The organism is Mesorhizobium abyssinicae, assembly GCF_049887195.1.
Classification (GTDB): domain Bacteria; phylum Pseudomonadota; class Alphaproteobacteria; order Rhizobiales; family Rhizobiaceae; genus Mesorhizobium; species Mesorhizobium abyssinicae.
Window position 1 is genome coordinate 381,140 of the sequence record NZ_JARAKC010000001.1, and the last position, 22,656, is coordinate 403,795.

At 65.7% G+C, this 22,656-nt stretch carries 25 protein-coding genes; 14 read left to right on the forward strand and 11 right to left on the reverse strand.

The genetic code is table 11. The annotated features are described in order from the left end of the window. Window positions 1–21: 21 nt before the first annotated feature. Window positions 22–438 carry a hypothetical protein gene (locus PU724_RS01735; RefSeq protein ID WP_292246902.1) on the reverse strand — a complete coding sequence of 139 codons (417 nt, stop codon included), beginning with the start codon at window positions 436–438 and terminating at the stop codon, window positions 22–24. Window positions 439–899: 461 nt separating this feature from the next. On the opposite strand from PU724_RS01735, the gene PU724_RS01740 reads away from it, so the two are divergent. Together PU724_RS01740 and soxR are read left to right on the forward strand one after the other, a co-directional pair. Beyond that, complete coding sequence (locus PU724_RS01740; protein WP_292101214.1) at window positions 900–1,358, forward strand: tRNA (cytidine(34)-2'-O)-methyltransferase; 459 nt, start codon at window positions 900–902, stop codon at window positions 1,356–1,358. A 151-nt stretch (window positions 1,359–1,509) separates the two neighbouring features. Continuing rightward, window positions 1,510–1,953: a redox-sensitive transcriptional activator SoxR gene (gene soxR / locus PU724_RS01745; protein WP_354419352.1), complete on the forward strand. Its 444-nt coding sequence runs from the start codon at window positions 1,510–1,512 to the stop codon at window positions 1,951–1,953. On the opposite strand, the gene PU724_RS01750 is transcribed toward soxR, so the two are convergent. Continuing rightward, entirely contained in the window at window positions 1,954–2,211 is a 258-nt protein-coding gene (locus PU724_RS01750; RefSeq protein ID WP_006202578.1) for a hypothetical protein, read from the reverse strand. A 112-nt stretch (window positions 2,212–2,323) separates the two neighbouring features. On the opposite strand from PU724_RS01750, the gene hemF reads away from it, so the two are divergent. The 5 genes from hemF (at window position 2,324) to PU724_RS01775 (ending at window position 6,109) form a co-directional block, all read left to right on the forward strand. Next, window positions 2,324–3,238 (forward strand): oxygen-dependent coproporphyrinogen oxidase, encoded by a 915-nt coding sequence (gene hemF / locus PU724_RS01755; protein ID WP_127392128.1) that lies wholly within the window; start codon window positions 2,324–2,326, stop codon window positions 3,236–3,238. A gap of 269 nt (window positions 3,239–3,507) precedes the next feature. Continuing rightward, on the forward strand, window positions 3,508–3,768 hold the full coding sequence (locus PU724_RS01760) for a DUF1344 domain-containing protein (RefSeq protein ID WP_127392127.1): 261 nt from the start codon (window positions 3,508–3,510) through the stop codon (window positions 3,766–3,768). Between the two features lie 236 nt (window positions 3,769–4,004). Continuing rightward, complete coding sequence (locus tag PU724_RS01765; RefSeq protein ID WP_126058661.1) at window positions 4,005–4,190, forward strand: DUF1059 domain-containing protein; 186 nt, start codon at window positions 4,005–4,007, stop codon at window positions 4,188–4,190. Between the two features lie 273 nt (window positions 4,191–4,463). After that, window positions 4,464–5,042 (forward strand): hypothetical protein, encoded by a 579-nt coding sequence (locus tag PU724_RS01770; RefSeq protein WP_127392126.1) that lies wholly within the window; start codon window positions 4,464–4,466, stop codon window positions 5,040–5,042. 14 nt (window positions 5,043–5,056) lie between these two features. Then, a complete protein-coding gene (locus PU724_RS01775; protein ID WP_245511275.1) occupies window positions 5,057–6,109 on the forward strand; it encodes a S8 family serine peptidase in 1,053 nt (350 codons plus the stop codon). Between the two features lie 110 nt (window positions 6,110–6,219). Here the strand turns inward: PU724_RS01775 and PU724_RS01780 are convergent, their stop codons facing one another. From PU724_RS01780 to PU724_RS01790, 3 genes are read right to left on the reverse strand one after another with little or no spacing between them, the layout of a single operon-like run. Next, on the reverse strand, window positions 6,220–7,488 hold the full coding sequence (locus PU724_RS01780; protein ID WP_354419355.1) for a CCA tRNA nucleotidyltransferase: 1,269 nt from the start codon (window positions 7,486–7,488) through the stop codon (window positions 6,220–6,222). Continuing rightward, window positions 7,485–8,117 carry a CoA pyrophosphatase gene (locus PU724_RS01785; RefSeq protein WP_127393654.1) on the reverse strand — a complete coding sequence of 211 codons (633 nt, stop codon included), beginning with the start codon at window positions 8,115–8,117 and terminating at the stop codon, window positions 7,485–7,487. The genes PU724_RS01780 and PU724_RS01785 overlap by 4 nt, the downstream gene beginning before the upstream one ends. Beyond that, window positions 8,117–8,746, reverse strand: a complete 630-nt coding sequence (locus PU724_RS01790) for a DUF1285 domain-containing protein (protein ID WP_354419358.1) — start codon at window positions 8,744–8,746, stop codon at window positions 8,117–8,119. The genes PU724_RS01785 and PU724_RS01790 overlap by 1 nt, the downstream gene beginning before the upstream one ends. A 145-nt stretch (window positions 8,747–8,891) precedes the next feature. Here PU724_RS01790 and PU724_RS01795 point away from each other — a divergent pair, with 145 nt between their 5' ends. Genes PU724_RS01795 through PU724_RS01810 form a run of 4 tightly spaced genes read left to right on the forward strand, consistent with a single transcriptional unit; the run spans window position 8,892 to window position 15,807 of the window. Then, on the forward strand, window positions 8,892–9,896 hold the full coding sequence (locus PU724_RS01795) for an AAA family ATPase (protein WP_127282803.1): 1,005 nt from the start codon (window positions 8,892–8,894) through the stop codon (window positions 9,894–9,896). Next, window positions 9,896–10,900: a DUF58 domain-containing protein gene (locus PU724_RS01800; protein ID WP_354419360.1), complete on the forward strand. Its 1,005-nt coding sequence runs from the start codon at window positions 9,896–9,898 to the stop codon at window positions 10,898–10,900. Before PU724_RS01795 ends, PU724_RS01800 begins: the two co-directional genes overlap by 1 nt. Then, on the forward strand, window positions 10,897–13,716 hold the full coding sequence (locus tag PU724_RS01805) for a DUF4159 domain-containing protein (protein ID WP_354419362.1): 2,820 nt from the start codon (window positions 10,897–10,899) through the stop codon (window positions 13,714–13,716). The genes PU724_RS01800 and PU724_RS01805 overlap by 4 nt, the downstream gene beginning before the upstream one ends. 3 nt (window positions 13,717–13,719) lie before the next feature. Beyond that, a complete protein-coding gene (locus tag PU724_RS01810; protein ID WP_292170355.1) occupies window positions 13,720–15,807 on the forward strand; it encodes a hypothetical protein in 2,088 nt (695 codons plus the stop codon). Window positions 15,808–15,995: 188 nt separating this feature from the next. Here PU724_RS01810 and clpS read toward each other — a convergent pair whose 3' ends face one another. The 4 genes from clpS to PU724_RS01830 form a co-directional block, all read right to left on the reverse strand. Beyond that, window positions 15,996–16,301 (reverse strand): ATP-dependent Clp protease adapter ClpS, encoded by a 306-nt coding sequence (clpS, locus tag PU724_RS01815; RefSeq protein WP_127285669.1) that lies wholly within the window; start codon window positions 16,299–16,301, stop codon window positions 15,996–15,998. A 114-nt stretch (window positions 16,302–16,415) separates the two neighbouring features. Then, entirely contained in the window at window positions 16,416–16,730 is a 315-nt protein-coding gene (locus PU724_RS01820; RefSeq protein ID WP_292170360.1) for a hypothetical protein, read from the reverse strand. Between the two features lie 174 nt (window positions 16,731–16,904). Further along, window positions 16,905–17,150 (reverse strand): hypothetical protein, encoded by a 246-nt coding sequence (locus PU724_RS01825; protein WP_127285667.1) that lies wholly within the window; start codon window positions 17,148–17,150, stop codon window positions 16,905–16,907. 40 nt (window positions 17,151–17,190) lie between these two features. Further along, window positions 17,191–17,493 carry a hypothetical protein gene (locus PU724_RS01830; protein ID WP_127285666.1) on the reverse strand — a complete coding sequence of 101 codons (303 nt, stop codon included), beginning with the start codon at window positions 17,491–17,493 and terminating at the stop codon, window positions 17,191–17,193. A gap of 237 nt (window positions 17,494–17,730) precedes the next feature. Between PU724_RS01830 and PU724_RS01835 the strand changes: the two genes are divergently transcribed. The 3 genes from PU724_RS01835 to PU724_RS01845 all read left to right on the forward strand — a co-directional run bounded on the left by PU724_RS01835 (window position 17,731) and on the right by PU724_RS01845 (window position 20,329). Continuing rightward, window positions 17,731–18,447: a response regulator gene (locus PU724_RS01835; RefSeq protein ID WP_128275404.1), complete on the forward strand. Its 717-nt coding sequence runs from the start codon at window positions 17,731–17,733 to the stop codon at window positions 18,445–18,447. Further along, window positions 18,444–19,853: an ATP-binding protein gene (locus PU724_RS01840; protein ID WP_292170362.1), complete on the forward strand. Its 1,410-nt coding sequence runs from the start codon at window positions 18,444–18,446 to the stop codon at window positions 19,851–19,853. The genes PU724_RS01835 and PU724_RS01840 overlap by 4 nt, the downstream gene beginning before the upstream one ends. A gap of 95 nt (window positions 19,854–19,948) precedes the next feature. Beyond that, window positions 19,949–20,329 carry a YciI family protein gene (locus tag PU724_RS01845; RefSeq protein ID WP_292170363.1) on the forward strand — a complete coding sequence of 127 codons (381 nt, stop codon included), beginning with the start codon at window positions 19,949–19,951 and terminating at the stop codon, window positions 20,327–20,329. Here the strand turns inward: PU724_RS01845 and PU724_RS01850 are convergent. After that, on the reverse strand, window positions 20,326–21,138 hold the full coding sequence (locus PU724_RS01850) for an alpha/beta fold hydrolase (RefSeq protein ID WP_292170364.1): 813 nt from the start codon (window positions 21,136–21,138) through the stop codon (window positions 20,326–20,328). The two genes, PU724_RS01845 and PU724_RS01850, sit on opposite strands and share 4 nt — an antisense overlap. Then, window positions 21,129–22,607 (reverse strand): pyridoxal phosphate-dependent decarboxylase family protein, encoded by a 1,479-nt coding sequence (locus PU724_RS01855; protein ID WP_426213015.1) that lies wholly within the window; start codon window positions 22,605–22,607, stop codon window positions 21,129–21,131. Before PU724_RS01855 ends, PU724_RS01850 begins: the two co-directional genes overlap by 10 nt. Between the last annotated feature and the right edge of the window lie 49 nt (window positions 22,608–22,656).

A 22,656-nucleotide genomic window follows, 5' to 3' on the forward strand; every position in this document is an offset into this window, starting at 1 on the left:
GGCACTCGACTGTCTATGCGCTCACGCGGCGCGGGATTGATGGACAAGCTTGCTCGACCGCGCAGCGCCGCGGGCCGGCGATGCAGAATCATCTGCATCGCCGGCCCTGCTTCGCGCAATATAGGGTGTCGCGGGCTTTTCGCCGACAGGCTCAGCCGACGATCCTGACGCCCCGGAGTTTCCGGGCGAAAAACTGGCGCCTGCCCGGCCTTTCGCGCCGGGCCGGATCAGCCTGATGATGCGGCGCACCAGCGAAGGCCGGCTGTGGTCAGGCACGGCGCGCGAGAAGTCGACGTCCGGCAGCATGCCTCGATGCGGACGCCGGCGCGTCTCGGCGTGCACTGCCGACGAGTAGGTCTCGCCGACCAGCAGCGCCCAGGTCGCCATCCTGCGCTCGTGCAGGCTTCTGGAGCCGGGTATTTTGTAGGGATCGAACATCGGTCCATCCTCCATGTGCAAATGCGATAAAAAGGGTGACGCAACATCGACTTCCGGCATTCGGCCGAAGCGGCCGAGTACTTCGGTGCGCGCAGCGTCGCTCCGGACATGACGGCAGGCGTCAGTCAGGACACGGTCAGGTGGGGCGCCGGGCCCCTTTGGGCGTTTGAAAAACATCGCAGGATTCCTTCGAGAACCGAAAACTGGGTTCGGCGGGAATCGGTGCGATCAAGTCTTAGAGAGTCAGGAGAATCGTCGTACCGAAACCGCCGCAGAGCGCATAAGGCGCCAGGAGGGGCGCTGGTTGTGCATGGTCATCATGAGTTCCCCCTCCATCGGTTCGGGTTGACAATGAGAGGCGTATACTCGACTTCGCAGAAAATGACCACCCGCCAGTCCAGCAATCTGCGAAACCTGGAAATCTCTGTGGCCGATCTGCCACTTATTAGAAAGACGCGGAAATGAACGACCGTCTCCGCATCGCGCTCTACCAGCCTGACATCGCCGGCAACACCGGAACGATCCTGCGCTTCGCCGCCTGTCTCGGCCTTGGCGTCGACATCATCGAGCCGGCCGGCTTCCCGCTCTCCGACCGGGCGCTGAAACGGGCCGGCATGGACTACCTCGAAATGGCCGATCTGACCCGGCATGTCGACTGGAACGCCTTCGAGCAATGGCGGGCGGGCGACGCGCGTCGGCTGGTGCTGCTCACCACCAAAGCCGCTGCCGCCTATACGGACTTTGCCTTTGCCGATGGAGACATTCTGCTTTTCGGTCGCGAATCCGCAGGCGTGCCGGATCCGGTCCATGACGCTGCGGATGCGCGCCTGACCATCCCGATGCGGCCGGGCGCGCGCAGCATCAATGTCGCGCTGTCCGTCGCCATGGTCGCTGGCGAAGCGATCCGCCAGCTCGCATAGGATCCGCGATCCGCGGTCCCTGCCGTCACCGAGGGCCTTGGTTTCTCCAGTCAGTTTCGTCCAGGCGCACATCGCCTTCTCCTGCATTTGCCCGATCAGGATTTCTTCGCTACAAGCTCAACTTAACTTGAGGTCAAGCGGAAAGTGGCAGATGGCTCCAGCAACGGAATTGACGGTCGGCCAGGTGGCCATGCGCAGCGGCGTCGCCGTATCGGCGCTGCACTTCTACGAGACGCGCGGGCTGATCCGCAGCCACCGCACGGCCGGCAACCAGCGGCGCTACGGCCGCGACGTGCTGCGGCGCGTGGCGATCATCCGGGTCGCCCAGGAGGTCGGCATCTCGCTCTCCGAGATCGCCACGGCGCTTCAATCCCTGCCCGAGGGCCGCACCCCGACGCGCGAGGATTGGAATCTGCTTTCAACGGCTTGGCGCGACGGGCTCGACCACAAGATCGCCCAGTTGAAGAAGCTGCGCGACGGCCTGAGCGACTGCATCGGCTGCGGCTGCATGTCGATCGACAAATGCCCGCTCAGGAACAAGGAAGACCGGCTGGCGCGGGAGGGCACTGGAGCGCGCAGGCTGATGGCGCGCTGATCAATCCGCCGCCGGCAGCCGCCTTATCGTGAATTCGATGACGTCGCCCGGCCGTTCGAACCAGCTTTCGATCTCGGTCCAGTAGGCCTGCTTGGGAAAGCGCTCGAACCATTCCTTGGCCTTGAGGCGGGCGTCCGAGCGCGGCAGGACGAAGGTCTCGCGCAGGAAGCCGTCGCGCGGCATGCGCTCGCGCTCGGCGCGCGAACGGTCGAGCCTCTTCTTCAAGCCATCCAGCGGCGGTCTTGCCGGGGTGCGCACGAAGGAACTCCTTGCACCGTGGTCAGACGGGACTTGACCCTTGCCCCTAAGAGATTAGGGATCGCGCCCGGAAAAGACGAGTCCTTTATCGTCCGCGACTGGAGACCTGATTTTGGAACGACCTGAAATACCGGTGGGCCTGCCGGCCGACATCGAAGAGAAGAAGGTGAAGGCGCGCCTGTGGTTCGAAGCATTGCGCGAGCGCATCTGCGCCGCCTTCGAGCAGATCGAGCAGGATCTGGAGGGGCCTCTGGCCTCGTGGTCGCCCGGCCGCTTCGAGAAGACGCCCTGGCAGCGAGACGAAGGCAAGGGCGGCGGCGGCACCATGTCGATGATGCACGGCCGTGTCTTCGAGAAGGTCGGCGTCCACACCTCGACCGTCTATGGCGAGTTCTCGCCCGAATTCAGGAAGCAGATGCCGGGCGCCGAGGAGGATCCGCGCTTCTGGGCAAGCGGCATCTCGCTGATCGCGCATCCGTGGAACCCCAACGTGCCAACCGTGCACATGAACACGCGCATGGTCGTCACCTCGCGCCAGTGGTTCGGCGGCGGCGCCGACCTGACGCCGGTGCTCGACCGACGCCGCGTCCAGGACGATCCCGATACGCTCTCCTTCCACCGCGCCATGCGGTTTGCCTGCGAGAAGAACGCCGGCGTCGCCGACTACGCCAAATTCAAGGACTGGTGCGACGAGTATTTCTACCTGCCGCACCGCAGCGAGCCACGCGGCATCGGCGGCATCTTCTTCGACTGGCTGCATTCTGGCGAGGACGCGGGCGGCTGGGACGCCGATTTCAACTTCGTCCAGGATGTCGGCCGCTCTTTTCTCGTCGTCTACGGGCACCTGGTCCGGTCCAATTTCAACGACAACTGGACCGACGGCGACCGTGACGAACAGCTCGTCCGGCGCGGCCGCTACGCCGAATTCAACTTGCTTCACGATCGCGGCACCATCTTCGGGCTGAAGACCGGGGGCAATGTCGTCTCGATCCTCTCCAGCCTGCCGCCTGAGGTAAGATGGCCGTAAAATATCGGTGAGCGGGACGTGAGCCGCAATGGCGTCCCATTCGCCGAATCTGGGCGCGCAATGTGGTGACCGGATTATCTTTTTCGTCTAATAGGCATTTGAAAAATCAGGGCTATTTGTCGTTTCCGGGCCGGGAAACGCCGGCGGCTCTTCTCTCCCGTGAGCCGCGACCCGACGTGACCGGACGGCCTTTGATCGAGTGGGCGCCTTCCCCGGAGCGAGATTTCATCTCGCTCTCAGGGTGCCCGCATTTTCCAGGAGAACATGCCATGCGCAAGCTTATTGTGACGGCAGCAACCGCTGCTCTTCTCGCCTCTGGTGGCGCCGCGTTCGCGGCGGTCAAGCACACCACGGGCACAGTGAAGAGCTTCGATGGAACGGCCATGAGCCTCGTTCTGGATGATGGATCCACCTTTACGCTGTCCAAGGCCTTCAAGGATCCTGGCCTGCAGGCTGGCGAGAAGGTCCGCGTTTCCTGGGACATGAGCGGCAAGAACAAGATTGCCGAGGCAGTCAAGATCATGAAGTGACGGCCTGCTCGCAGGAGCAAGACAGGGTTATGTCCGGTCTTGCTCCGAGATAGCGTAAGAAGGCGGAGCAGCGATGCTCCGCCTTTTTCGGCTCTGGCGGCAACCAAAGCCATCGAACCGTGTTATGGTTGCTCGCCAGTGCGCGACCCGGAAGCTTCTCGGTTTTCGATAAAGGATCGTGCACGCATCGAGAGTGCGGACGTCCGTCGGCGCTCCAAGGAGGAAAGGAAAATCCGATGAAGGAATTCCACTGCGGATCGCTCGTGCCCGGCTGTGAGTGGCATACACGCGCCGAAGAAGAGGCCGAGGTGATGCGCCGTGCCGTCGAGCATATGCGTGAGACGCATGGCGAAACAACCATTCGCGAGACGATGATCGAGGCGATCCGCTCGCGTATCCAGAAGGTGCGTGACGCGGCGTAACGGCTTCCGGCCGGATCGGATCACGGAACTTGCGCAATCATTCAGCGGCAGCGGGGTGCCGAACCCGCCAGCATCCCGCTCCGCCTGTCGGCCACGGCTGCCGAGAGCGCAAATATTTTCAATCAAATACTTATATTCGCACCTGCTTGGATAACCAGGCGGTAACGGTAGGCGTGCCACCATCGGGGAGATAATCCGGAAACAGGGGCAGCCAGAGAAGCCCGTCGCCACCAGGCGCTGATCCGGAAACGGTGGGGCGAGGTGTTTTCGCGCATGCGCGAAAGGTCCGGCAATCGAGGCAGTTTCCGTTGGACAGCGCTGCTGCTGTCCGCCTTCCTTGGCGCGCCTCCGGCGGCCGGGCAGGAGATGACGACGTCGCTTGTCGACATGCACCAGGGCTCACAGCTCAGTGACCGGGCCAGAGGCCTCGGCGACGGCGGCTATGAGTTGCAGAGCGGATCGTGGGTATCGTTCAACCGGTGGTATCACGCCACCTGGGTCGACCTCCACGTCGACTTTCTCACCCAGCTGACTGAAGACACCGGCATCCTGTGGGGTTTCGGCACCGGAGAAAGCGCCGAGAAGTACAGCATCGAGCCCAGCTTCAAGCTCGGCTTCCTCACTCAGATGCACCCGAGTGCGAGCAGCACCCTGTCCTTCTCGCTGACCTCGACGATCGGCGGCAACCTCACCGAAAAGCCGTGCGTGGCCGACTATGGGGACCTGGGCACCTACAGCGTCAACTGCCGGCTCGCGGCCACCGAGATGGCACCTGAGCAAACCCTGAAATATCTGGTTAACGCTAAACCGGAGACCATGCGTCTCTGGCTGAATTACCGTGTTACTTTCTGACCTTGGAGGCTGACATGAGCAGGTTGACCCGCCTCGAAGTTCACATTCGTCCGTCCTGGTTCCTGTTCGACTGGAGTAAGAGCATGTCAGCCAACCACTGGAAATTCGGTCTCGCCGCCGCGCTTGCCATCTTCTCGGCGCCGATCGCGTCGGCGCAGGAAGCTCTCGACGCCGACCAGACCGCCGCGCTCTGCCACGGCGCAGGGTCGATTTGCGTGAGCGCCACGATCCCGGCCACGCCGACGACGCAAGCGACGGTGCAGAGCTGGATGAGCCCCGAGGTCGGCGCCGCATGGGCAGCCGGCTACAAGGGCAGTGGCGTCACCATCACCATCGTCGACGATTTCAGCAGCACGTCGCGCTTCTCCGGCAATTTCGGCCTCGGCACGCAAAACCAGCGGCACGGCGAATGGACCCGCCAGGAAGCCAGCATGGTTGCGCCCCTGGCAGCCATCCGGTCGAAGGACTTCTCGACGGGCTCGTCGGTTGCGCTGGCGGCGGGCCTGAACGTGCTCAATCTGAGCTACGGCATGTACGCCAGGGCGGGTTACAGCACCAGCCAGATCGGCTGGGCGCCGGAGGAAGCCTCGATCATCTCTTATGCCACCAAGGGGTCGGCCGTCGTCTCGAAGGCCGCCGGCAACGATGCGGTCGCCGTCGGCGGCATCAAGAACGGCCAGCAGGATTACCTCAACCTCGCGCTGGTCGGCAAAGCCTCGGCGATCTTCGTCGGCGCGCTCTCCACCAACGGCACGACGACCAGCAAGGCCCAGCTTGCCTCCTACTCCAACTACGCCGGCTCCAACCCGCTCGTGCAGAGCCATTTCCTTGTCGTGGGTGTCACCGGCAGCAAGACCGGCCTTTACGGCACCTCCTTCGCGGCGCCGATCATTTCCGGCTACGCGGCGATCGTTGGCAGCAAATTCACCACGGCAACGCCGACACAGATCACCAACCAGTTGCTGAACACGGCTCGTACCGACACGCTGCTCAACTACAACGCCTCCGTCTACGGCAAGGGCGAAGCCAGCCTTTCACGCGCACTGGCTCCCGCTTCGATCAGGTAAGTTGCGATCTAGAGCGGTTCAGCGTTTCATGGAATCGCCGAACCGCTCTAACTATTTGTTTTTACGCAATTCCGGACGGAAAACCGTTACACACTTTTCCTGGAATTGCTCTAAGCTTCAAGCGCTTTTACGGCGCGCTCGATGAGCGCGCCGCGGTCAAGGGTGAAACCGGACGCGATCCATTCCTTCTCGAGACTTTTCAGGATCGCGCCGAGCCTGGGGCCGGGCGCCGCGCCAAGCTCGGCGAGATCGGCGCCCTTGATCGGGAATACCGGCTTCTCCCATTTCAACGCGAAGGCAAGCAGGCGCGAGAAGCCGCCAGCATCGATCAGCGCCTGATTGTCCTCGGCGGCCCGTGCCCGCGCGGAAGCCAGCGAAAGCCGCAGCCGGTCGGCGATGCCGTTTCGATCGCCGAGATAGAGTTTCTTGGCCAGTTCGCCTTCGCTCGTCCTCGGCTCGATCGCCGCCGCCAGCGCCCAGTGCCTCAGCCGCCCCGCCTCGGCGGCGGAAAATTTCAGCCTCTCGGCAAGCGTCTTCATCCGCGCGGCATCGGGCGGCACCATGGCTTCCAGCCTCAGCAGCGGATCGGCCGCCCAGCCCAGGTCCTTCTCGGTCCGGATCAGCCCATGGATGGCGTCGATGCCCCATTTCTCGCTTTCCGGCAGAACGCTGGTAAGCACGCCGGCCTGACGCATCCACAAAAGCGCGCGTGACGGATCCGGCGCCGACAGGAGCTTCTTCAGTTCGGACCAGATGCGCTCCGCCGAGAGCTGGCCGAGCCCGTCCTTCAGCCGCGCGCAGGCCTTCAACCCTTCGGCGTCGGGTCGTCCGTCGCCATACCAGGCGAAGAAACGGAAAAACCGCAGGATGCGCAGGTAATCCTCGCGGATGCGCGCTTCCGCATCGCCGATGAAGCGCAGCCGGCGCGCCGCGATGTCGGCGATGCCGCCGACCAGGTCGACGACGTTTCCGTCAGCTTCGGCATAGAGCGCGTTGATGGTGAAATCGCGCCGCTCGGCGTCGAGCTTCCAGTCGCGCCCGAACGACACCTTTGCCCGCCGCCCATCGGTCTCGATATCGGCGCGCAGCGTGGTGACCTCATAGGTCTTGCCGCCGGCGATCGCCGTGACAGTGCCATGCTCTATGCCGGTCGGCACCGTCTTGAAGCCGGCCGCCTCGGCGCGGCGGATGGTTTCCTGCGGCAGCGTCGTGGTTGCGACGTCGATATCGGCGACCGGCTGGCCGAGCAGCGTGTTGCGAACGGCGCCGCCCGCGACGCGCGCCCGCTCATCGCCATCCGAAAGCGCTGCAAGCAGACGCTGCAGGTGCTTCTCGTTCAGCCAGTCCGCCCTGCCGGCGAGCGATACGGGAGCACTCAAGCATAGAGCCTTTCGTAGAGGGTGCGGATGATGCCGGCGGTGACGCCCCAGATGCGCTGGCCGCCATAGGGCATGTCATAGAAGAACCATTCGAGGTCGTCCCACATGCGGCTGTCCCTGGCGTGGTTGGCCGGGTCCATCAGGAACCGCAGCGGCACCTCGAAGGCGGCGTCGACCTCGTCGGCATTGAGCGTCAAGGAGAAGCCTGGCCGAACCACCGCCAACACCGGCGCGATGCGGTAGCCGCTGCCGGAAACATAGTCGGGCATGCGGCCGATGATCTCGACATGATCGCGCTCGAGGCCGATTTCCTCAAAAGTTTCGCGCAACGCAGCCGCCTCCGGGCTGGGATCGGTCGGGTCGATCGTGCCGCCCGGAAAGGCCACCTGACCGGAATGGCTGCGCAGCTTCTCGGCGCGCTTGGTCAAAAGCATCGTCGCATCGGCGCCGTGATCGACCACCGGGATCAGCACGGCGGCGTCGCGCAGCGGCTTTACGTGCTTCAGCCTGGGATGGCCGGGATTGAAGCGATGATCGCCATAGTCGTCGCCGGCATGGGCGTCTGCCTGGGCGGCGACGCGCTGGCGAAAATCCACGGTCGAGAACGGCGCCGGCGTCACCTGGTCCATCACGCGCTCAGCCGTTTCAGCTTCTCGGCGGGCATGATCGGATAGACCTCGCCCCTGGAGCGCACGGCAAACATCGTCCTGCCGTCGATGTCGATCTCCTCGCCATGCTCGACCAGCTCGTACATCACCGGCCGCGCCACCAGCGCCTCCAACCGGCCGCGCACCAGCACATAGGGCTTCAGCCCGCCGGTCGCCTCCTCGTCGACGAAGCGCAGGGCGTGGCCCGGCCCGGCCTCGACGACATCGCCGACATTGGTGCGGAAGGTGATGACCTGGTCGTCGCCGGCGCCGGACACATCCATCTCGACGGCGACGAAGGGGGCGTCGACGACGCGTATCCCCACCCTCTCCACCGGCGTCACCAGATAGGTCCTACCGTCCGCATCCTTGCGCAACACGGCGGAGAACAGCTGCACCAGCGGCATGCGCCCGATCGGCGTGCCCAGATAGAACCAGGTGCCGTCGGCCCTGATCTCCATGTCGAGGTCGCCGCAGAAGTCCGGATTCCAGCGCTCCACCGGCGCCGGCCCCTTGCCGGCGCGGGTCGCGCGCGAGATCAGCGCCTCCAGCCCGCGCGCCTCGGTGGCGCTGGTGAGGCTCTGTTCACGATGTTCTGTGAGGTCCGTCATGGTCACGAAATAGTCACTGTTGTTCCGCTTGTCAGCCTAAGTCTGTGATTTAAGTTCAAATGCAGGCGCCAGGCGAGGCCGAATCGCGGCATTCTGCGGCACAGACAGTGCAAGCCGGTATTTCCAGCACAAGGATCGAAACGGCATGAGCGTGATGATCAAGGAAAGCCCGATCAGCGAAAAGGACATGATCGCCGAGGCCGAAAAGGCGCTGGCGGACATCTCGAAAGTCCGTGACGGCGTCGGTCGTGTCATCTTCGGCCAGGATGCCGTCGTCGAGCGCACGCTGGTGGCGCTGCTTGCCGGTGGCCATGCGCTGCTGGTCGGCGTGCCTGGCCTCGCCAAGACCAAGCTGGTCGAGACGCTGGGCGTCGTGCTCGGCCTCGATTCCCGCCGCATCCAGTTCACGCCCGACCTGATGCCGTCCGATATTCTGGGCTCCGAGGTGATGGAGCAGGACGAGTTCGGCAAGCGCTCCTTCCGCTTCATCTCCGGGCCGATCTTCGCGCAATTGCTGATGGCCGACGAGATCAACCGCGCCTCGCCGCGCACCCAGTCGGCGCTGCTGCAGGCGATGCAGGAATACCACGTCACCATCGCCGGGGCGCGCCACGACCTGCCCTCGCCCTTCCATGTGCTGGCGACGCAGAACCCGCTGGAGCAGGAAGGCACCTATCCGCTCCCGGAGGCGCAGCTCGACCGCTTCCTGATGCAGGTCGACATCCTCTATCCGGAAATCGAAGCCGAACGGCGCATCCTGCTGGAGACAACCGGCGTCGAGGACGCCAAGGCGCAGAATGTGCTGCAGCCGGCCCGGCTGAAGGAGATCCAGACGCTGATCCGCCGCATGCCGGTGCCGGAAAGCGTGGTCGACGCGATCCTCAAGCTGGTGCGTTCGGCCCGCCCCGGCCAGGGGCACGCCGAAACCGACAAGCTCGTCGCCTGGGGTCCCGGGCCGCGCGCCAGCCAGGCGCTGACACTGTGCGCGCGAGCGCGGGCGCTGTATGATGGGAGGCTGGCGCCGTCGGTTGACGACATCCGTGCCCTGGCCGAGCCGGTGCTGCAGCATCGTATGGCGCTGACTTTCGCCGCCCGCGCCGAAGGCACCTCGGTGCGCGACGTGGTGGCGAAACTGGCAAAAGGCATCTGATGGCACGAATAGGCGAGGTCCAGGCACCGGTTGCGACGCGTGACGCGCTCGCCCGTGGCCGGTTGCGGGCCTCGCTGGTGCCGGACCTGCTGGTCGAGGCGCGCCGCATCGTCAACACCGTGATCGCCGGCTGGCACGGCCGCCGCAAGCGCGGCATAGGCGAGAATTTCTGGCAGTTCCGGCCCTATGTCGAAGGCGATTCCTCGCGCATCGACTGGCGCCGCTCGGCCCGCGACGATCACACCTATGTGCGCGACCGCGAATGGGAGGCCGCCCATACGGTGTGGCTGTGGGCCGACCCCTCGCCTTCGATGCTCTACAAATCGGCCGGTGCCGGCGTTTCCAAGGAATCGCGCGCGCTCGTCCTGGCGCTGGCTATGGCCGAGCTCCTGTCGCGCAGCGGCGAGCGCATCGCCTGGCCGGGCCTCACTGACCCGTTCACGGCCCGCAACGGCGCCGAGCGCATCGCGGCCCAGCTCGGCCATGCCGGCGCACTGCCGGCAAAGCCCGATCTTTCCGGCATCCGTCGCTTTTCCGACGTCGTCCTCGTCAGCGACTTCCTCGACCCGGTCGAGGAGACCATGGCCTGGCTCGACGTGCTCGCCCGCCACGGCGTGCGCGCCCATCTGATCGAGGTCGCCGACCCGGCCGAGGAAACCTTTCCCTATGCCGGCCGCACCGAGTTCACCGATCCCGAAACCGGCGACAAGCTGACCGCCGGCCGCGCCGAGATGCTCGGCGACGAATACCGCCTGCTCTACGGCGCCCGCCGCCAGGAGTTGGCCGGCTGGTGCAAGCGGCTGGGCTGGAGCTTCACCGTCAACCATACCGACCGCCTCGCCTCCGAAGCGCTGGTGCGCATCCACATGGCTTTGACCGCCGAAGGCAGTCATGCAGGGTTGACCATAGGTCATACCGGGTTGACTGCCGCTGGCAGTCATACCGGGTTGACCCAAGGTCATACCGGGTTGACCGCTGGTCCTGCCGGAAAGATCGGCGCATGAGCTGGCTGCCGCTTTCCTTCGGTGCGCCCATGGTGCTGTGGGGCCTGCTGGCGCTGCCGGTGATCTGGTGGCTGTTGCGGCTCACCCCGCCGAAGCCGCAAATGGAAGTGTTTCCGCCGCTGAAGATCCTGGCCCGCGTCCTGAAGCGCGAGGAGACGCCGCAGCAAAGCCCATGGTGGCTGACGCTGCTGAGGCTGCTGATGGCCGCCCTGATCGTCGTCGCACTTGCCGAACCGGTCTTCAATCCGCGTGAAAAACTGCCGGCCGAAGGCTCGGCCCTGGCATTGGTGATCGACAATGACTGGGCAAGTGCCGCCGACTGGGGCAAGCGCGTCGCCACGGCCGAACGGCTGATCGCCGACGCCGGCTCGAATGGCGTGCCCGTCATCATCGCCTTCACCGCCGAAAAGCCCAACGCCGAGATCGGCCCCTTCGATGCCGCGACGGCGCTCGACAGGCTGCGCGCCGCCAAGCCGCGGCCGATCCCGACCGACCGCCCCGCCGTCTATGCCCGCGTCGCGGCAAGCCTGGAGAGCCATCCCGGCGCCAGCGTCGCCGTGCTCGCCGACGGGCTCGCCGCGCAAGGCGACGAAGCCGCCTTCAACACGCTTTTGTCGAAGAATGCGGCGCGCCTGGTCTGGGCCACGTCCGAGCGGATAACGCTGGCCGGCCTGACCGCTGCCGACAACCAGGTCGATGGCTTTGCATTGACCGCGATCCGTCCGCCCGGCGATCCGGCGCCCGCCCAGGTCATCGCCGGCGCTTTCGACGACAAGGGCCGTCGGATCGCCGATGCGACGCTGACCTTCTCGCCGGGCGAAACCACGGCCACCGGCACGATGGCGGTGCCGTTCGAACTGCGCAACGACTTTGCCTCGATCGCCCTCGACGGCGAGCATCAGGCCGGCGCCGTGCGCGTGCTCGACGAGAGCTCCAAACGCCGCCGCGTCGGGCTGTTGTCGCAGTCCGAGGCCGACCAGGCGCAGCCGCTCTTGTCGCCGCTCTACTATATCCGCCGCGCGCTGCAGCCCTTCGCCGATCTGGTCGAGCCGTCGAGCGTCGACCTTGCCGACGCCATCCCGCAATTGCTCGATCAGAAGCCGGCCATGATTGTCATGGCCGATGTCGGCACCATCCCCGAGCAGGTGCGGCCAAAGCTCGCCGACTGGGTCGACAAGGGCGGCACGCTGGTCCGCTTTGCCGGCTCGCGGCTGGCCGCCGCCGGCAATGACGACGACCTCCTGCCGGTCAGGCTGCGCAGCGGCGAGCGCGCGCTGGGCGGCGCGCTGTCGTGGACGACGCCGCAGCCGGTCACCGAATTCCCGAAGACCGGCCCCTTCGCCGATCTCGCCCCGCCGACCGAGGTCACCGTCGCCCGGCAGGTGCTGGCCGAGCCGACGCCCGACATCGTCGAGCGCACCTGGGCGACGCTGGCCGACGGCACGCCGCTGGTCACCGGGCTGAAGAAGGGAAAGGGCACGCTGGTGCTGTTCCACGTCACGCCCGAGGCGACATGGTCGAACCTGCCGATCTCGGGCAGCTTCGTCGAGATGCTGAGGCGCATCGTGCAATTGTCGCGCAACCAGGGAGCCGCCGTCGCCAATGCCGAAGCCGCCTCCACCTCGCTGGCGCCCTACCGCATGATCGCCGCCGACGGCACGCTGGTGCCGCCGACGCCGGACGCAAGGCCGCTGGTGCCGGGCGCCGGTCCGCTGCCGGTGACGATCGAAAACCCGCCGGGCCTCTACGGCTCAGAGACCGGTGTGTTCGCCCACAATCTGCTCGACGCCGCGAGCACCTTCGCGCCGCTGGCCCGGCCCAACCTTTCGCTGCCAGTGACCAGCATCCAGTACGCCTTCGACGAATCGCGCAATCTGAAGGGCTCGCTGGTCGCGGCGGCGCTGGTACTGATGGTGCTCGACACGCTGGCGGTGTTCTGGATGGGCGGCCTGCTCTCGCGCCGACCCCGGCGCGCCGCAGCGACCACCGCGGCTGCCCTGCTGATCGCGCTTGGCGCGCTTGTCGGCCATGCCGACCTCGCCCGCGCCGATGACGCGAAGCCGGGCGACACGCAGGCGATCGAGGACATCTCGAAGACCCGCATCGCCTATGTGCTGACCGGCGAGCCCGGCGTCGATTCAATCAGCCGCGCCGGACTGGAAGGCCTGACCCGCTTCCTGATCGAGAAGACCGCGCTGGAGCCCGGTGATCCGGCCGGCGTCGACATCGCCAAGGATGAATTGTCCTTCTACCCGCTGATCTACTGGCCGATCGACCCCACCGCCCCGATGCCGAGCGAAACCTCGATCGCCCGCATCGACGCCTATATGCAGCAGGGCGGCACGGTGCTGTTCGATACCCGCGACCAGTTCGCCAACGGCATCGGCGCGAACTCGACCAGCCCGGCAACGGAACGGCTGCGCGACATTCTCGGCAATCTCAACGTGCCGCCGCTGGAGCCGGTGCCTTCGGACCACGTGCTGACCAAATCCTTCTTCATCCTTCCGGAGTTTCCCGGGCGGTTCAACGGCAGCCCGCTCTGGGTCGAGGCGTCGCTCGACGCCAGCAACGCCGAGAACCGTCCGGTGCGCGTCGGCGACGGCGTTTCGCCGATCCTGATCACCGCCAATGATTTCGCCGGCGCCTGGGCGGTGGACGAGAATGGCGACCCGTTGCTGCCGACCGTGCCGGCGGACCCGATGCAGCGGATCTATGCGCTGCGTGCCGGCGTCAACATCATGATGTACATGCTGACCGGCAACTACAAATCCGATCAGGTGCATGTGCCTGTCCTGCTCGAACGGCTGGGGCAGTAAGCGATGAACTGGTCGATCTCCTTCGAACCGCTTCTGTCCTGGCCCTGGCTTGCCGCCGTGCTGGCGCCGCTGGCGTTGCTGGCGCTGGTTGGCCTGTGGTTCCGCCAGCGCGGCTCGGTGCTGCGCTTCACAGCCTTGCTGGCGCTCGGCGCCGCGCTGCTCAACCCGGTGTTCCTCGACGAGGAGCGCGACGCGCTGAAGAGCGTCGTCGCCGTCGTTGTCGATCGCAGCCAGAGCCAGGACATCGGCGAGCGTACCAGGCAGACCGACGAAGCGCTCGCCGGGCTGCAGCAGCGGCTTGCCCGCTTCAAGCAGTTCGACGTGCGCGTCATCGAGGCCGGCAAGTCCGATGCCGCCGAGGAACGCACCGACACCAGGCTGTTCAGCGCGCTGGAAGGCGCCTTCCGCGACGTGCCGCCGTCGCGCATCGGCGGCGCAATCATGATCACCGACGGCGAGGTGCACGACGCACCTGCCGGCGCGCCTGATTTCAGCGCGCCGCTGCACGCGCTGATCACCGGCAACGACCACGAGAAGGACCGCCGCATCAGGTTCGAGAACGCGCCGCGCTTCGGCCTCGTCGGCAAGCCGCTCGATATGACCTACCGGGTCATCGCCACAGGCGATCAGGCCGGTCAGGTCGATGTCCGCGTCTCGATCAATGGCGAGCAGGTCTCGGTCGAGCGCGCCACGATCGGCCAGACGATGCCGCTGCAGGTCACCGTTCCCAACGCCGGCCGCAACATCATCGAGCTCGCCATCGATCACGAACCCGGCGAGCTGACCGATGCCAACAACCGCGCCATCGCCCTGGTCGACGGCATCCGTGAGAATCTGCGCGTGCTGCTCGTCTCCGGCGAACCGCATGCGGGCGAGCGCACCTGGCGCAACCTTTTGAAGTCGGACGCCTCGGTAGACCTCGTCCACTTCACCATTTTGCGGCCGCCGGAAAAGCAGGACGGCACGCCGATCAACGAGCTGTCGCTGATCGCCTTCCCGACGCGCGAATTGTTCGTCGAGAAGATCAAGGATTTCGACCTGATCATCTTCGACCGCTACCAGCACCGCGACGTGCTGCCGATCCTCTATTACGACTACATCTCCGAATATGTCGAAAAAGGCGGCGCGCTGCTGATCGCCGCCGGCCCCGAATATGCCGGCGAAAGCTCGATCGCCCGCACGCCGCTGATGTCGGCGCTGCCGGCGATGCCGAGCGGCGAGGTCGTCGACAAGGCCTTCTACCCGCGCCTCACCGACCTCGGCCAGCGCCATCCGGTGACGCGCGGCCTCGACGGCTCCAACACCGAACCGCCGCACTGGAGCCGGTGGTTCCGCACCATCGGCGTCAAGAACCCCGAAGGCGAAGTGGTGATGAAGGGCGCCGACAATTTGCCGCTGCTCCTGCTCGACCGCAAGGGCGAAGGCCGCGTCGGCATGCTCTTGTCCGACCAGGGCTGGCTGTGGGCGCGCGGCTTCGAAGGCGGCGGCCCGCATGTCCAGCTCTACCGCCGCATCGCCCACTGGCTGATGAAGGAGCCGGAGCTCGAGGAGGAGCGGCTGACTGCCGATGGACGCGGCATGGTGCTGGAGATCCGCCGCCAGACGATGAGCGACGACCCTGGTCCCGCGCAGGTCATCACGCCGTCCGGGAAGGCGCTGATCGTCAGGCTCGAGAAGTCCGAACCCGGCATCTTCCTCGGCAGCGTCGAGACCAAGGAAATCGGCCTCTACCAGGTCGGCAATGGTGACCTCACCGCGCTGGCCCATGTCGGCCCGATCAACGCGCCGGAGTTCACCGATGTCATCTCGACCGAGGACCGGCTGAAGGCGCCGGTCGAGGCGACCGGTGGCAGCGTGCGCCGGCTGGCCGCCACCTCCGCGCTCGGCGGCATTACCGGCGGCGTGACGCTGCCTTCGATCGTTCCGGTCCGTTCTTCCGGTGTCGCATCCGGCGCCGACTGGATCGGCCTGCGCACAACCGACGACAGCCTGCTCAAGGCCGTCTCGCGCGTGCCGCTGTTCGGCGGCTTCCTCGGCCTCGGCCTGCTGCTCCTGGCAATGGGCTCGATGTGGTACCGCGAGGGGCGGTAGCGCCTCCTTCCTTCGCCCCGTTCACGGGGAGAAGGTGCCCGAAGGGCGGATGAGGGGCGGCGCCAACTGTGATTGGCGATCGTCACGGATTATCCAGGGGAAACTCTTCTAGCGCCAGCGCCGCCCCTCATTGTCCTGCCGGACATTTCTCCCCGTATAGTGACGGGGAGAAAAAGGCAGTCGCGACCCTACTCCTCCGGTTCCGTTGTAAACAGCAGCGGATAGCCCTTGGCCTTGCCGGCGTCCGTCGCCCGCGTCGCCTTGGTTTCCGCGATATCCTTGGTGAAGACGGCGACGACGCAGACGCCGCGCCGGTGCGCGGTGATCATCACCCGCTGCGCCTGGTCCTCGCTCAGCCTGAACTCGGCCTTCAGAACGGTCACCACGAATTCGCGCGGCGTGAAGTCGTCGTTGATCAGGATGACCTTGTAAAGTTTCGGCCGCTCGGTCTGCGGCTTCGTCCTGGTGCGTGGCTTGGTGACGGTTTCAGGCATCGGAACCCGGCGACGGCAAGGAAGGCTCACATTTTGTCATGCGCGACCGCGACCGTCCATTTCCGCCGACGGCGCGGCCGTTCACGAATCTATGTGGGATCTATCGTCTGCCGTTCAACGGCCGTGGCGGCCGGCGATGCGGTCGATGGGCGGCCCGTCCGCCCTGCGTTCCATCAAGGCCGTGAGCGCCCAGGCCGCGAAGGCGATCAGGGTCGTGCCCATCAGCACGATCAGCAGCCAGGTCTGCAGCGGGGTGATGTAGTCCCAGCTGGTTGAGATCTTGGGCGCGAACAGCGAAGGCTCGGTCCGTCCGCTGGCAGGGTCAGGCACGGGACTGGCGGTCAAAAGGATCAGCATCTTGGCCAGACCTGTGACGACCAGGCCGCCAAGCGCCATCGAACGCATAAGGGACGAAAACCGCTTCTTCATGCGGATTGTCCTACAGGATCGGCATTGCGACCGGGTTAAGGATCGCCGGCCGTGGGACCGGTTTCAGCGTGACCCGGTTGGCGCCTCAGTTCGGAGGTCGGCACCAGTCGAGCCAAGGCCGCCCCAGCCGATGTGCGGCTGAAGCGGCCTCGATTGCAAGAACAGGCTTGCGGATCAGGACTTCTTCGCCGGAGCCTTCTTGGCCTTCTTGACCGGGCACTTGTGCGTCTTGGTCACCTTGCAGACCTTCTTGGCGGCAACCTTCTTCGGAGCAGCCTTGGCCGGCGCGGCGGTCGCCGGAGCGGTCGTCGTCGAAGCAGCCGGAGCAGCGGTCGTGGTCGCGGCCGCATTGCCGAGAGCCGGCATCGAGAACGCGAGAGCAATGCCGAGGCCGAGGGCGGAGAGGAGGGACTTTTTCATGGCTTCATTTCCTTTTCTTGTGCGGGTCGGGGTTTGAGCGTCACTGAACCGGGTCGATCGGTGTCACTCCAAGCAGCTTCAAAGCGTTCGCGAGCATCCGGATTCCCTGTGCCTGCTTCTTGTTGGCGCAGAACCGGTTTCCCTTTCTCTGAAGTGCCTTCGCCGCGGTGACCTGCGTTGCCGCGGCATGGGTTTCGAGGGCTTCGTCAACCTGGCGGTTGAGATCGCTGCAGCGCTCGGCCCGGGTGATCGGCGTCACCTTTGCGTTGGAGGCCGCGACCGCTGCCGTGACGAGCGAAATGCTGAGCAACGCACCCATCAAGCTGATCGTGAACCTCTGCATTGGTCTTGTCCGTTACTCCGGAGACTAGCGTCGCAGCCGATGACCTGACCGCCACGACATCAGTTATGCCTTTGAAATTTTTCAGGAGTTTTTCCCGACTGTAGAATTTTGTTTCTGGATTGTTTCTGGTGAATCCAGCCTCGCGAAGCATCGTCGCCACTGGCCAAGATATGGCCGGAATTCTATCGTGTGGGTGAGATCGGAACGACCACAGGCCACCAGAATGACAGGGTTCCCGTGAAATCCGACGCACACATACTGATCGTCGACGACGACAAGGGCATACGCGACCTGCTTCAGGAGTTCTTCCAGAAGCGCGGGCTGCGCACCACGGTTGCCGCCGACGGCACCGAGATGGAGGCGATCCTGCGCCGCGCGCAGGTCGACCTCATCGTGCTTGACGTGATGCTGCCGGGAAAGAGCGGGCTGGAGCTCTGCCGCGAGCTCCGCGCCAACTACACCACGCCGATCATCATGCTGACGGCCGTCACCGAGACCACCGACCGGGTCGTCGGCCTGGAGATGGGCGCCGACGACTACGTGCCGAAACCCTTCGATCCGCGCGAACTGCTGGCCCGCATCCGCGCCGTGCTGAGACGCAACGGCGCCGCCGAGCCGCGCCGGCCGGCCGCTAAGCAGATCTACCATTTCGCCGGCTGGACGATGGACTGCTCGCGCCGCCGGCTGACGGCGCCCGGCGATGTCAGGGTCGAGCTGACCATGGCCGAATTCAACCTCCTGCAGACCTTCGTCAAAAGCGCCCAGCGTGTGCTGACCCGCGACCAGCTCATCGAGCTGTCCGGCGGCGACACCGGCTACAGTTTCGACCGCAGCGTCGACATCCTGGTCAGCCGGCTGCGGCGCAAGATGGAGGACGACCCCAAGACGCCGAAACTGATCCTCACCGTGCGCAGCGGCGGCTACCAGTTCCTGCCCGAGACGACCACCGAATGAGACGCTTCCTGCCGCAGACCCTGCCCGTCTGGGTGCTGCTCATCGTCATTGCCGGCCTGCTGATCAGCCAGGTCGCGACGCTCTACATCGTCTCGCGCGACCGCGCCGCCGCCAACGACGTGGTCGACCTCTACCGGCTGAACGACCGCGCCTTCTCCCTGGTGCAGCTGATGCATGATGCGACGCCGGATGAGCGCAAGGCGACGGCGTCAGGCCTGTTCAACGCCACCTATGCGCTCACCGTTTCCGATACGCCCGCCGTCTCCTCCTCGATTGCCGGCGACGACGAGCTTGCCGAACTGGAGGACATCCTCGTTGGCCGCCTGTCGAAATTCGGCATCACCGACGCGCGCGTGCGGCGCGATCCGGCAACGCAAGAGGCCGATGCTCCCGGCGGCATCATTCCCAACAAGGATGTCGGCCAGGTGGAGCGCGACCTCCTGGTGCTGGCGGCGGATTTCGCCCAGAGCGACAAGCTGACGGCCTCGCTGCGCTTTGCCGACGGCCAATGGCTGAATTTCACCGAGCCGATCACCCCGGTGGGGCCGATTCTGAGTTTCGACAGCCTGCCGCTTTATTCGCTGATCGCCGGGCTGGTGGTGGTGATGTCGATCTGGTCGTTGCGCCGGCTGACCGCGCCCTACCGGATGATGGAAACCGCCGTGAACCGGATCGGCAACGACCTGAAGTTCCCGCCGATCGCCGAGACCGGCAGCCGCGAGATCCGCGCCGCCGCCAAGGCGGTCAATGCCATGCAGGTCAGGCTGCGCGCCTATGTCGAGGACCGCGAGCACCTTGCGGCGGCCCTTGCCCACGATCTGCGCACGCCGCTGACCAGGATGCGGCTGCGCCTGGAATTGCTGCGCAAATCGCCGGCGCGCGAAGCGCTCGCCCATGACCTCGCCGACATCGAGAGCATCGCCAGCTCCGTCATCGACTTCGCCAAGTTCGAGGTGACCGAGGAAAAGGCCGAACGCATCGATTTCTGGTCGCTGGTGGAATCGATCGCCGACGGTTTCGAGGAGGTTTCGTTCGACCATGACGGCACCCGGCCGCGCGGCCTGATCTGCATCGCCCGGCCGGTGGCGCTGAAACGCTGCGTCACCAACCTTGTCCAAAACGCCGTGACCTATGGCAAGAAGGCGCATCTCAGCCTGGAGCGATCAGAACACACGGTCACGCTGGCCATCCGCGACGAAGGTCCGGGCATCCCCCAGGCCCAACTCGACGCGGTGTTCGGCTCGTTCGTCCGCATCGAGCAGTCGCGCAACCGCCAGACCGGCGGCCTTGGCCTTGGCCTGACCATTGCCCGCAACATCGCGCGCGCCGCCGGCGGCGAAATCAGCCTCTCCAACAACCCCGGCGGCGGCCTGCTGACGGAACTGCGCCTGCCGCTGGCAGCTTGAGTCAGGAGGCGGCGGGCCGCTTGCCGTGGGGACTGGATCAGCCATGCCATCCTTGGGATAGTGCGGCCCGCTCCGGCTTGAGGAAAATCGCACCCATGTTCTACGCCATCCTGGCCTACCACGTCGAACAAACCGTCCAGTCCTGGACGCCCGAGGAGGATGCCGCGCTGATGGTCGACCTGCTCGAGATCAACGACAGGCTGACCCGCGCAGGCAAGCTTGGGCCGGCGGCGAGGCTGGGCGAGACGGCGAAAGCCGTCACGCTGCGCGGCCCGGGCGACGGCATGGTGATCGACGGACCCTTTGCCGAGACCAAGGAACAGTTGCTGGGCCTCTATGTCCTCGACTGCGCCGACCAGGACGAGGCGATTGCCACGGCGCGCGACCTCAAGCGCGTCAATCCGAGCGCGGTCTACGAAATCCGGCCGATCATGCTTTACCTGCCCGGCGCGCCGCTGGCTGCCGGCGACGGCTAGCCCTGCATCGCGGGCTCCGGCAGCGCCACCCGCGCTAGGAATTGGGCGAGCAGCGCGGCGCATTTTTGCGCATGGGTCGCAATGAGGAAGTGGCCGGCGCCGTCGACGACCGCGCGACGCGCATTCGGCAAAGCCCGTGCCAGCACGTCGGTCATGGCCACCATCGCCGGATTGGCGAGTTCGCCCCTGACGAGGAGAACCGGAATGTCCAGGCGGCGGTAATCCTCGACCCCAGCCTCGAACCCGAAGTCCGTCAGCCAGTCGATCGCATTGGTCGCCGCAGTCTTGCGGCAATAGTCGCGGACGGCCTCGGGCATCGCCGCAAATGTTCCCGGACGGCCCCAGAAGTCGATGATCATGGCCGCCGCATCGGCTTCGCCGGCATCGACGGCGGCGCTAAATTCGCGGCTGAGTTCCAGAACTTCTTGATGGATATTCCGCCTCGGCGGCCGAGCAAGCAGGGCCAGCGGATTTGCCTCGAACAGCGACAGGCTCGCCACCTCGACGGAGTTTGCCAGGGCAGCGGCAAGGGCGACCGTACCGCCGAAGGAATGCCCGACCAGATGCACGGGTTCGCCGGCGCGGCGTGCCGCATGCTCGATGATGCGAAGCTCGTGCCGCATGCCGAAATCATCGCGCCTGCGGGTCTCCGCCGTCGCCCCGTAGCCGCAGAGGCTGGTGCCGATCATGCGATAGCCGGGCGCAAGCCATTTCTGCATCGGCCGCCAGGCCGCATAGGTGCTGAACGACCCCGGAACGAACAGCACCGGCGGCCCCGAGCCTTCTTCCACATAGTCTATCAAGGGCATGTTTGCTCTCCCGCCGGCGACATCCGCGCCGCAAGTTCCGCGCCGATACGCAAGGTTTCCGCGACCAGCAGTTCGAGGTCCTCGCGTCGCGTCCGGTGGTTGGTGATCGCCACTCTCAGGCAGTGCTGCCCATGCACCGTAGTGTCGGAGAGGGCGGCGATGCCCTCTTCCTGCAGCCGCAGCATGATCTCGGTGTTGAGCACCTTCAGCCGCTCGCCGGACAGGCCGCCTCCCCGATGGCGGAAACAGACGATGTTTATGGTGACTGGCGCCGTCAGTTCGAGCGCCGGCTCGGCCGCGATGAGGCCGGCCAGATAGCGGCCTTGGGCGATGTTCTGGTCGATCAGGCGGCCGAACTTCTCGACGCCATGCTCCTTCAGCGCCATCCACACCTTGAGCGCGCGAAAGCCGCGCGACGTCTGCAGGCCGTAGTCATGCAGCCATTGCCCGGAGGCGAGGCCGCGCGGCGCCGATTCCAGATATTCCGGCGTGACCGCGAAAGTGCCGCGGTGCGCCACGGCATCGCGAACCAGCGCGCAACCGGCCTCGAATGGCGCATGCAGCCATTTGTGCGGATCGAGCGCGATCGAATGCGCCTGCTCGATCCCGGCGACCAGCGATGCGTTCCCCGGCGCGATCGCGATCAAAGCGCCGATGCAGCCATCGACATGGAACCAGAGGTCCTCTTCCGCCGCCAGCACCGCCAACGCCCGCAGATCGTCGATCGCGCCGGTGTTGACGGTGCCGGCCGTGCCGATGACGCAGGCCGGCTTGAAGCCGGCGGCGCGATCCTCGGATATCGCCGCACGCAGCGCCGCGAGATCGATGCGCAGCCCGGCATCCGTCGGGATGCGGCGCAGCGCGTGATTGCCGAGGCCGAGTGCTTCCATCGCCTTGCGATGGCAGGAATGGACCTGGTCCGAGGCGTAGAAGCGCAGCGGCATCGGAATGGCGGCAACGCCATGCTCGCGCACGTCGACACCGGCCTTGATGTTGCGCGCCACGGTGAGCCCGATGATGTTGGCCATCGAGCCGCCGCTGACCAGCGTGCCGCTGGCCGAGGCCGGAAAGCCCACCATCTCCTTGCACCAGTCGACCACCTGGCTGTCCATCAGCCCGGCGGCATGGTTGCCGCCGCCGAGATTGGAGCCCTGGATCGCCGCCAGGAAATCGCCGAGCGCGCCGGTGAAGTTGCTGGACCCCATGTACCAGGCCCAGAACCGCGGATGGATGTTGCCCATCGGATAGGCCATGACGTTGCGGGCGACATCGCCATAGACGTCGGCAAGCGGCGATGGCGTGCGCGGCAAGGGCGCCGTGAAGAAGGTCCGCACCTCGGCCGGCATCTCCTGCCATACCGGGCGCTCGCGGACATCACGCAGATAGCCCATGGCATCGTCCATGATGCGGTGCGAAAGGGCCTTCACATCGGCCCAGTCCGGCGGATCGAGAGTCTCGTCCGCGGCCATGCTTGTTGACGCTTCCCCCAAACTGTCCATTTGCCCCTCTCTCACATCT

What these genes read in the sequence shown, in the direction of transcription:
- PU724_RS01735 (WP_292246902.1), bottom strand. Translation starts at nt 438, where the DNA reads ATGTTCGATCCCTACAAAATACCCGGCTCCAGAAGCCTGCACGAGCGC.
- PU724_RS01740 (WP_292101214.1), top strand. Translation starts at nt 900, where the DNA reads ATGAACGACCGTCTCCGCATCGCGCTCTACCAGCCTGACATCGCCGGC.
- soxR (WP_354419352.1), top strand. Translation starts at nt 1,510, where the DNA reads ATGGCTCCAGCAACGGAATTGACGGTCGGCCAGGTGGCCATGCGCAGC.
- PU724_RS01760 (WP_127392127.1), top strand. Translation starts at nt 3,508, where the DNA reads ATGCGCAAGCTTATTGTGACGGCAGCAACCGCTGCTCTTCTCGCCTCT.
- PU724_RS01765 (WP_126058661.1), top strand. Translation starts at nt 4,005, where the DNA reads ATGAAGGAATTCCACTGCGGATCGCTCGTGCCCGGCTGTGAGTGGCAT.
- PU724_RS01770 (WP_127392126.1), top strand. Translation starts at nt 4,464, where the DNA reads ATGCGCGAAAGGTCCGGCAATCGAGGCAGTTTCCGTTGGACAGCGCTG.
- PU724_RS01775 (WP_245511275.1), top strand. Translation starts at nt 5,057, where the DNA reads ATGAGCAGGTTGACCCGCCTCGAAGTTCACATTCGTCCGTCCTGGTTC.
- PU724_RS01785 (WP_127393654.1), bottom strand. Translation starts at nt 8,117, where the DNA reads ATGGACCAGGTGACGCCGGCGCCGTTCTCGACCGTGGATTTTCGCCAG.
- PU724_RS01790 (WP_354419358.1), bottom strand. Translation starts at nt 8,746, where the DNA reads ATGACGGACCTCACAGAACATCGTGAACAGAGCCTCACCAGCGCCACC.
- PU724_RS01795 (WP_127282803.1), top strand. Translation starts at nt 8,892, where the DNA reads ATGAGCGTGATGATCAAGGAAAGCCCGATCAGCGAAAAGGACATGATC.
- PU724_RS01800 (WP_354419360.1), top strand. Translation starts at nt 9,896, where the DNA reads ATGGCACGAATAGGCGAGGTCCAGGCACCGGTTGCGACGCGTGACGCG.
- PU724_RS01805 (WP_354419362.1), top strand. Translation starts at nt 10,897, where the DNA reads ATGAGCTGGCTGCCGCTTTCCTTCGGTGCGCCCATGGTGCTGTGGGGC.
- PU724_RS01810 (WP_292170355.1), top strand. Translation starts at nt 13,720, where the DNA reads ATGAACTGGTCGATCTCCTTCGAACCGCTTCTGTCCTGGCCCTGGCTT.
- clpS (WP_127285669.1), bottom strand. Translation starts at nt 16,301, where the DNA reads ATGCCTGAAACCGTCACCAAGCCACGCACCAGGACGAAGCCGCAGACC.
- PU724_RS01820 (WP_292170360.1), bottom strand. Translation starts at nt 16,730, where the DNA reads ATGAAGAAGCGGTTTTCGTCCCTTATGCGTTCGATGGCGCTTGGCGGC.
- PU724_RS01825 (WP_127285667.1), bottom strand. Translation starts at nt 17,150, where the DNA reads ATGAAAAAGTCCCTCCTCTCCGCCCTCGGCCTCGGCATTGCTCTCGCG.
- PU724_RS01830 (WP_127285666.1), bottom strand. Translation starts at nt 17,493, where the DNA reads ATGCAGAGGTTCACGATCAGCTTGATGGGTGCGTTGCTCAGCATTTCG.
- PU724_RS01840 (WP_292170362.1), top strand. Translation starts at nt 18,444, where the DNA reads ATGAGACGCTTCCTGCCGCAGACCCTGCCCGTCTGGGTGCTGCTCATC.
- PU724_RS01845 (WP_292170363.1), top strand. Translation starts at nt 19,949, where the DNA reads ATGTTCTACGCCATCCTGGCCTACCACGTCGAACAAACCGTCCAGTCC.
- PU724_RS01850 (WP_292170364.1), bottom strand. Translation starts at nt 21,138, where the DNA reads ATGCCCTTGATAGACTATGTGGAAGAAGGCTCGGGGCCGCCGGTGCTG.
- PU724_RS01855 (WP_426213015.1), bottom strand. Translation starts at nt 22,607, where the DNA reads ATGGCCGCGGACGAGACTCTCGATCCGCCGGACTGGGCCGATGTGAAG.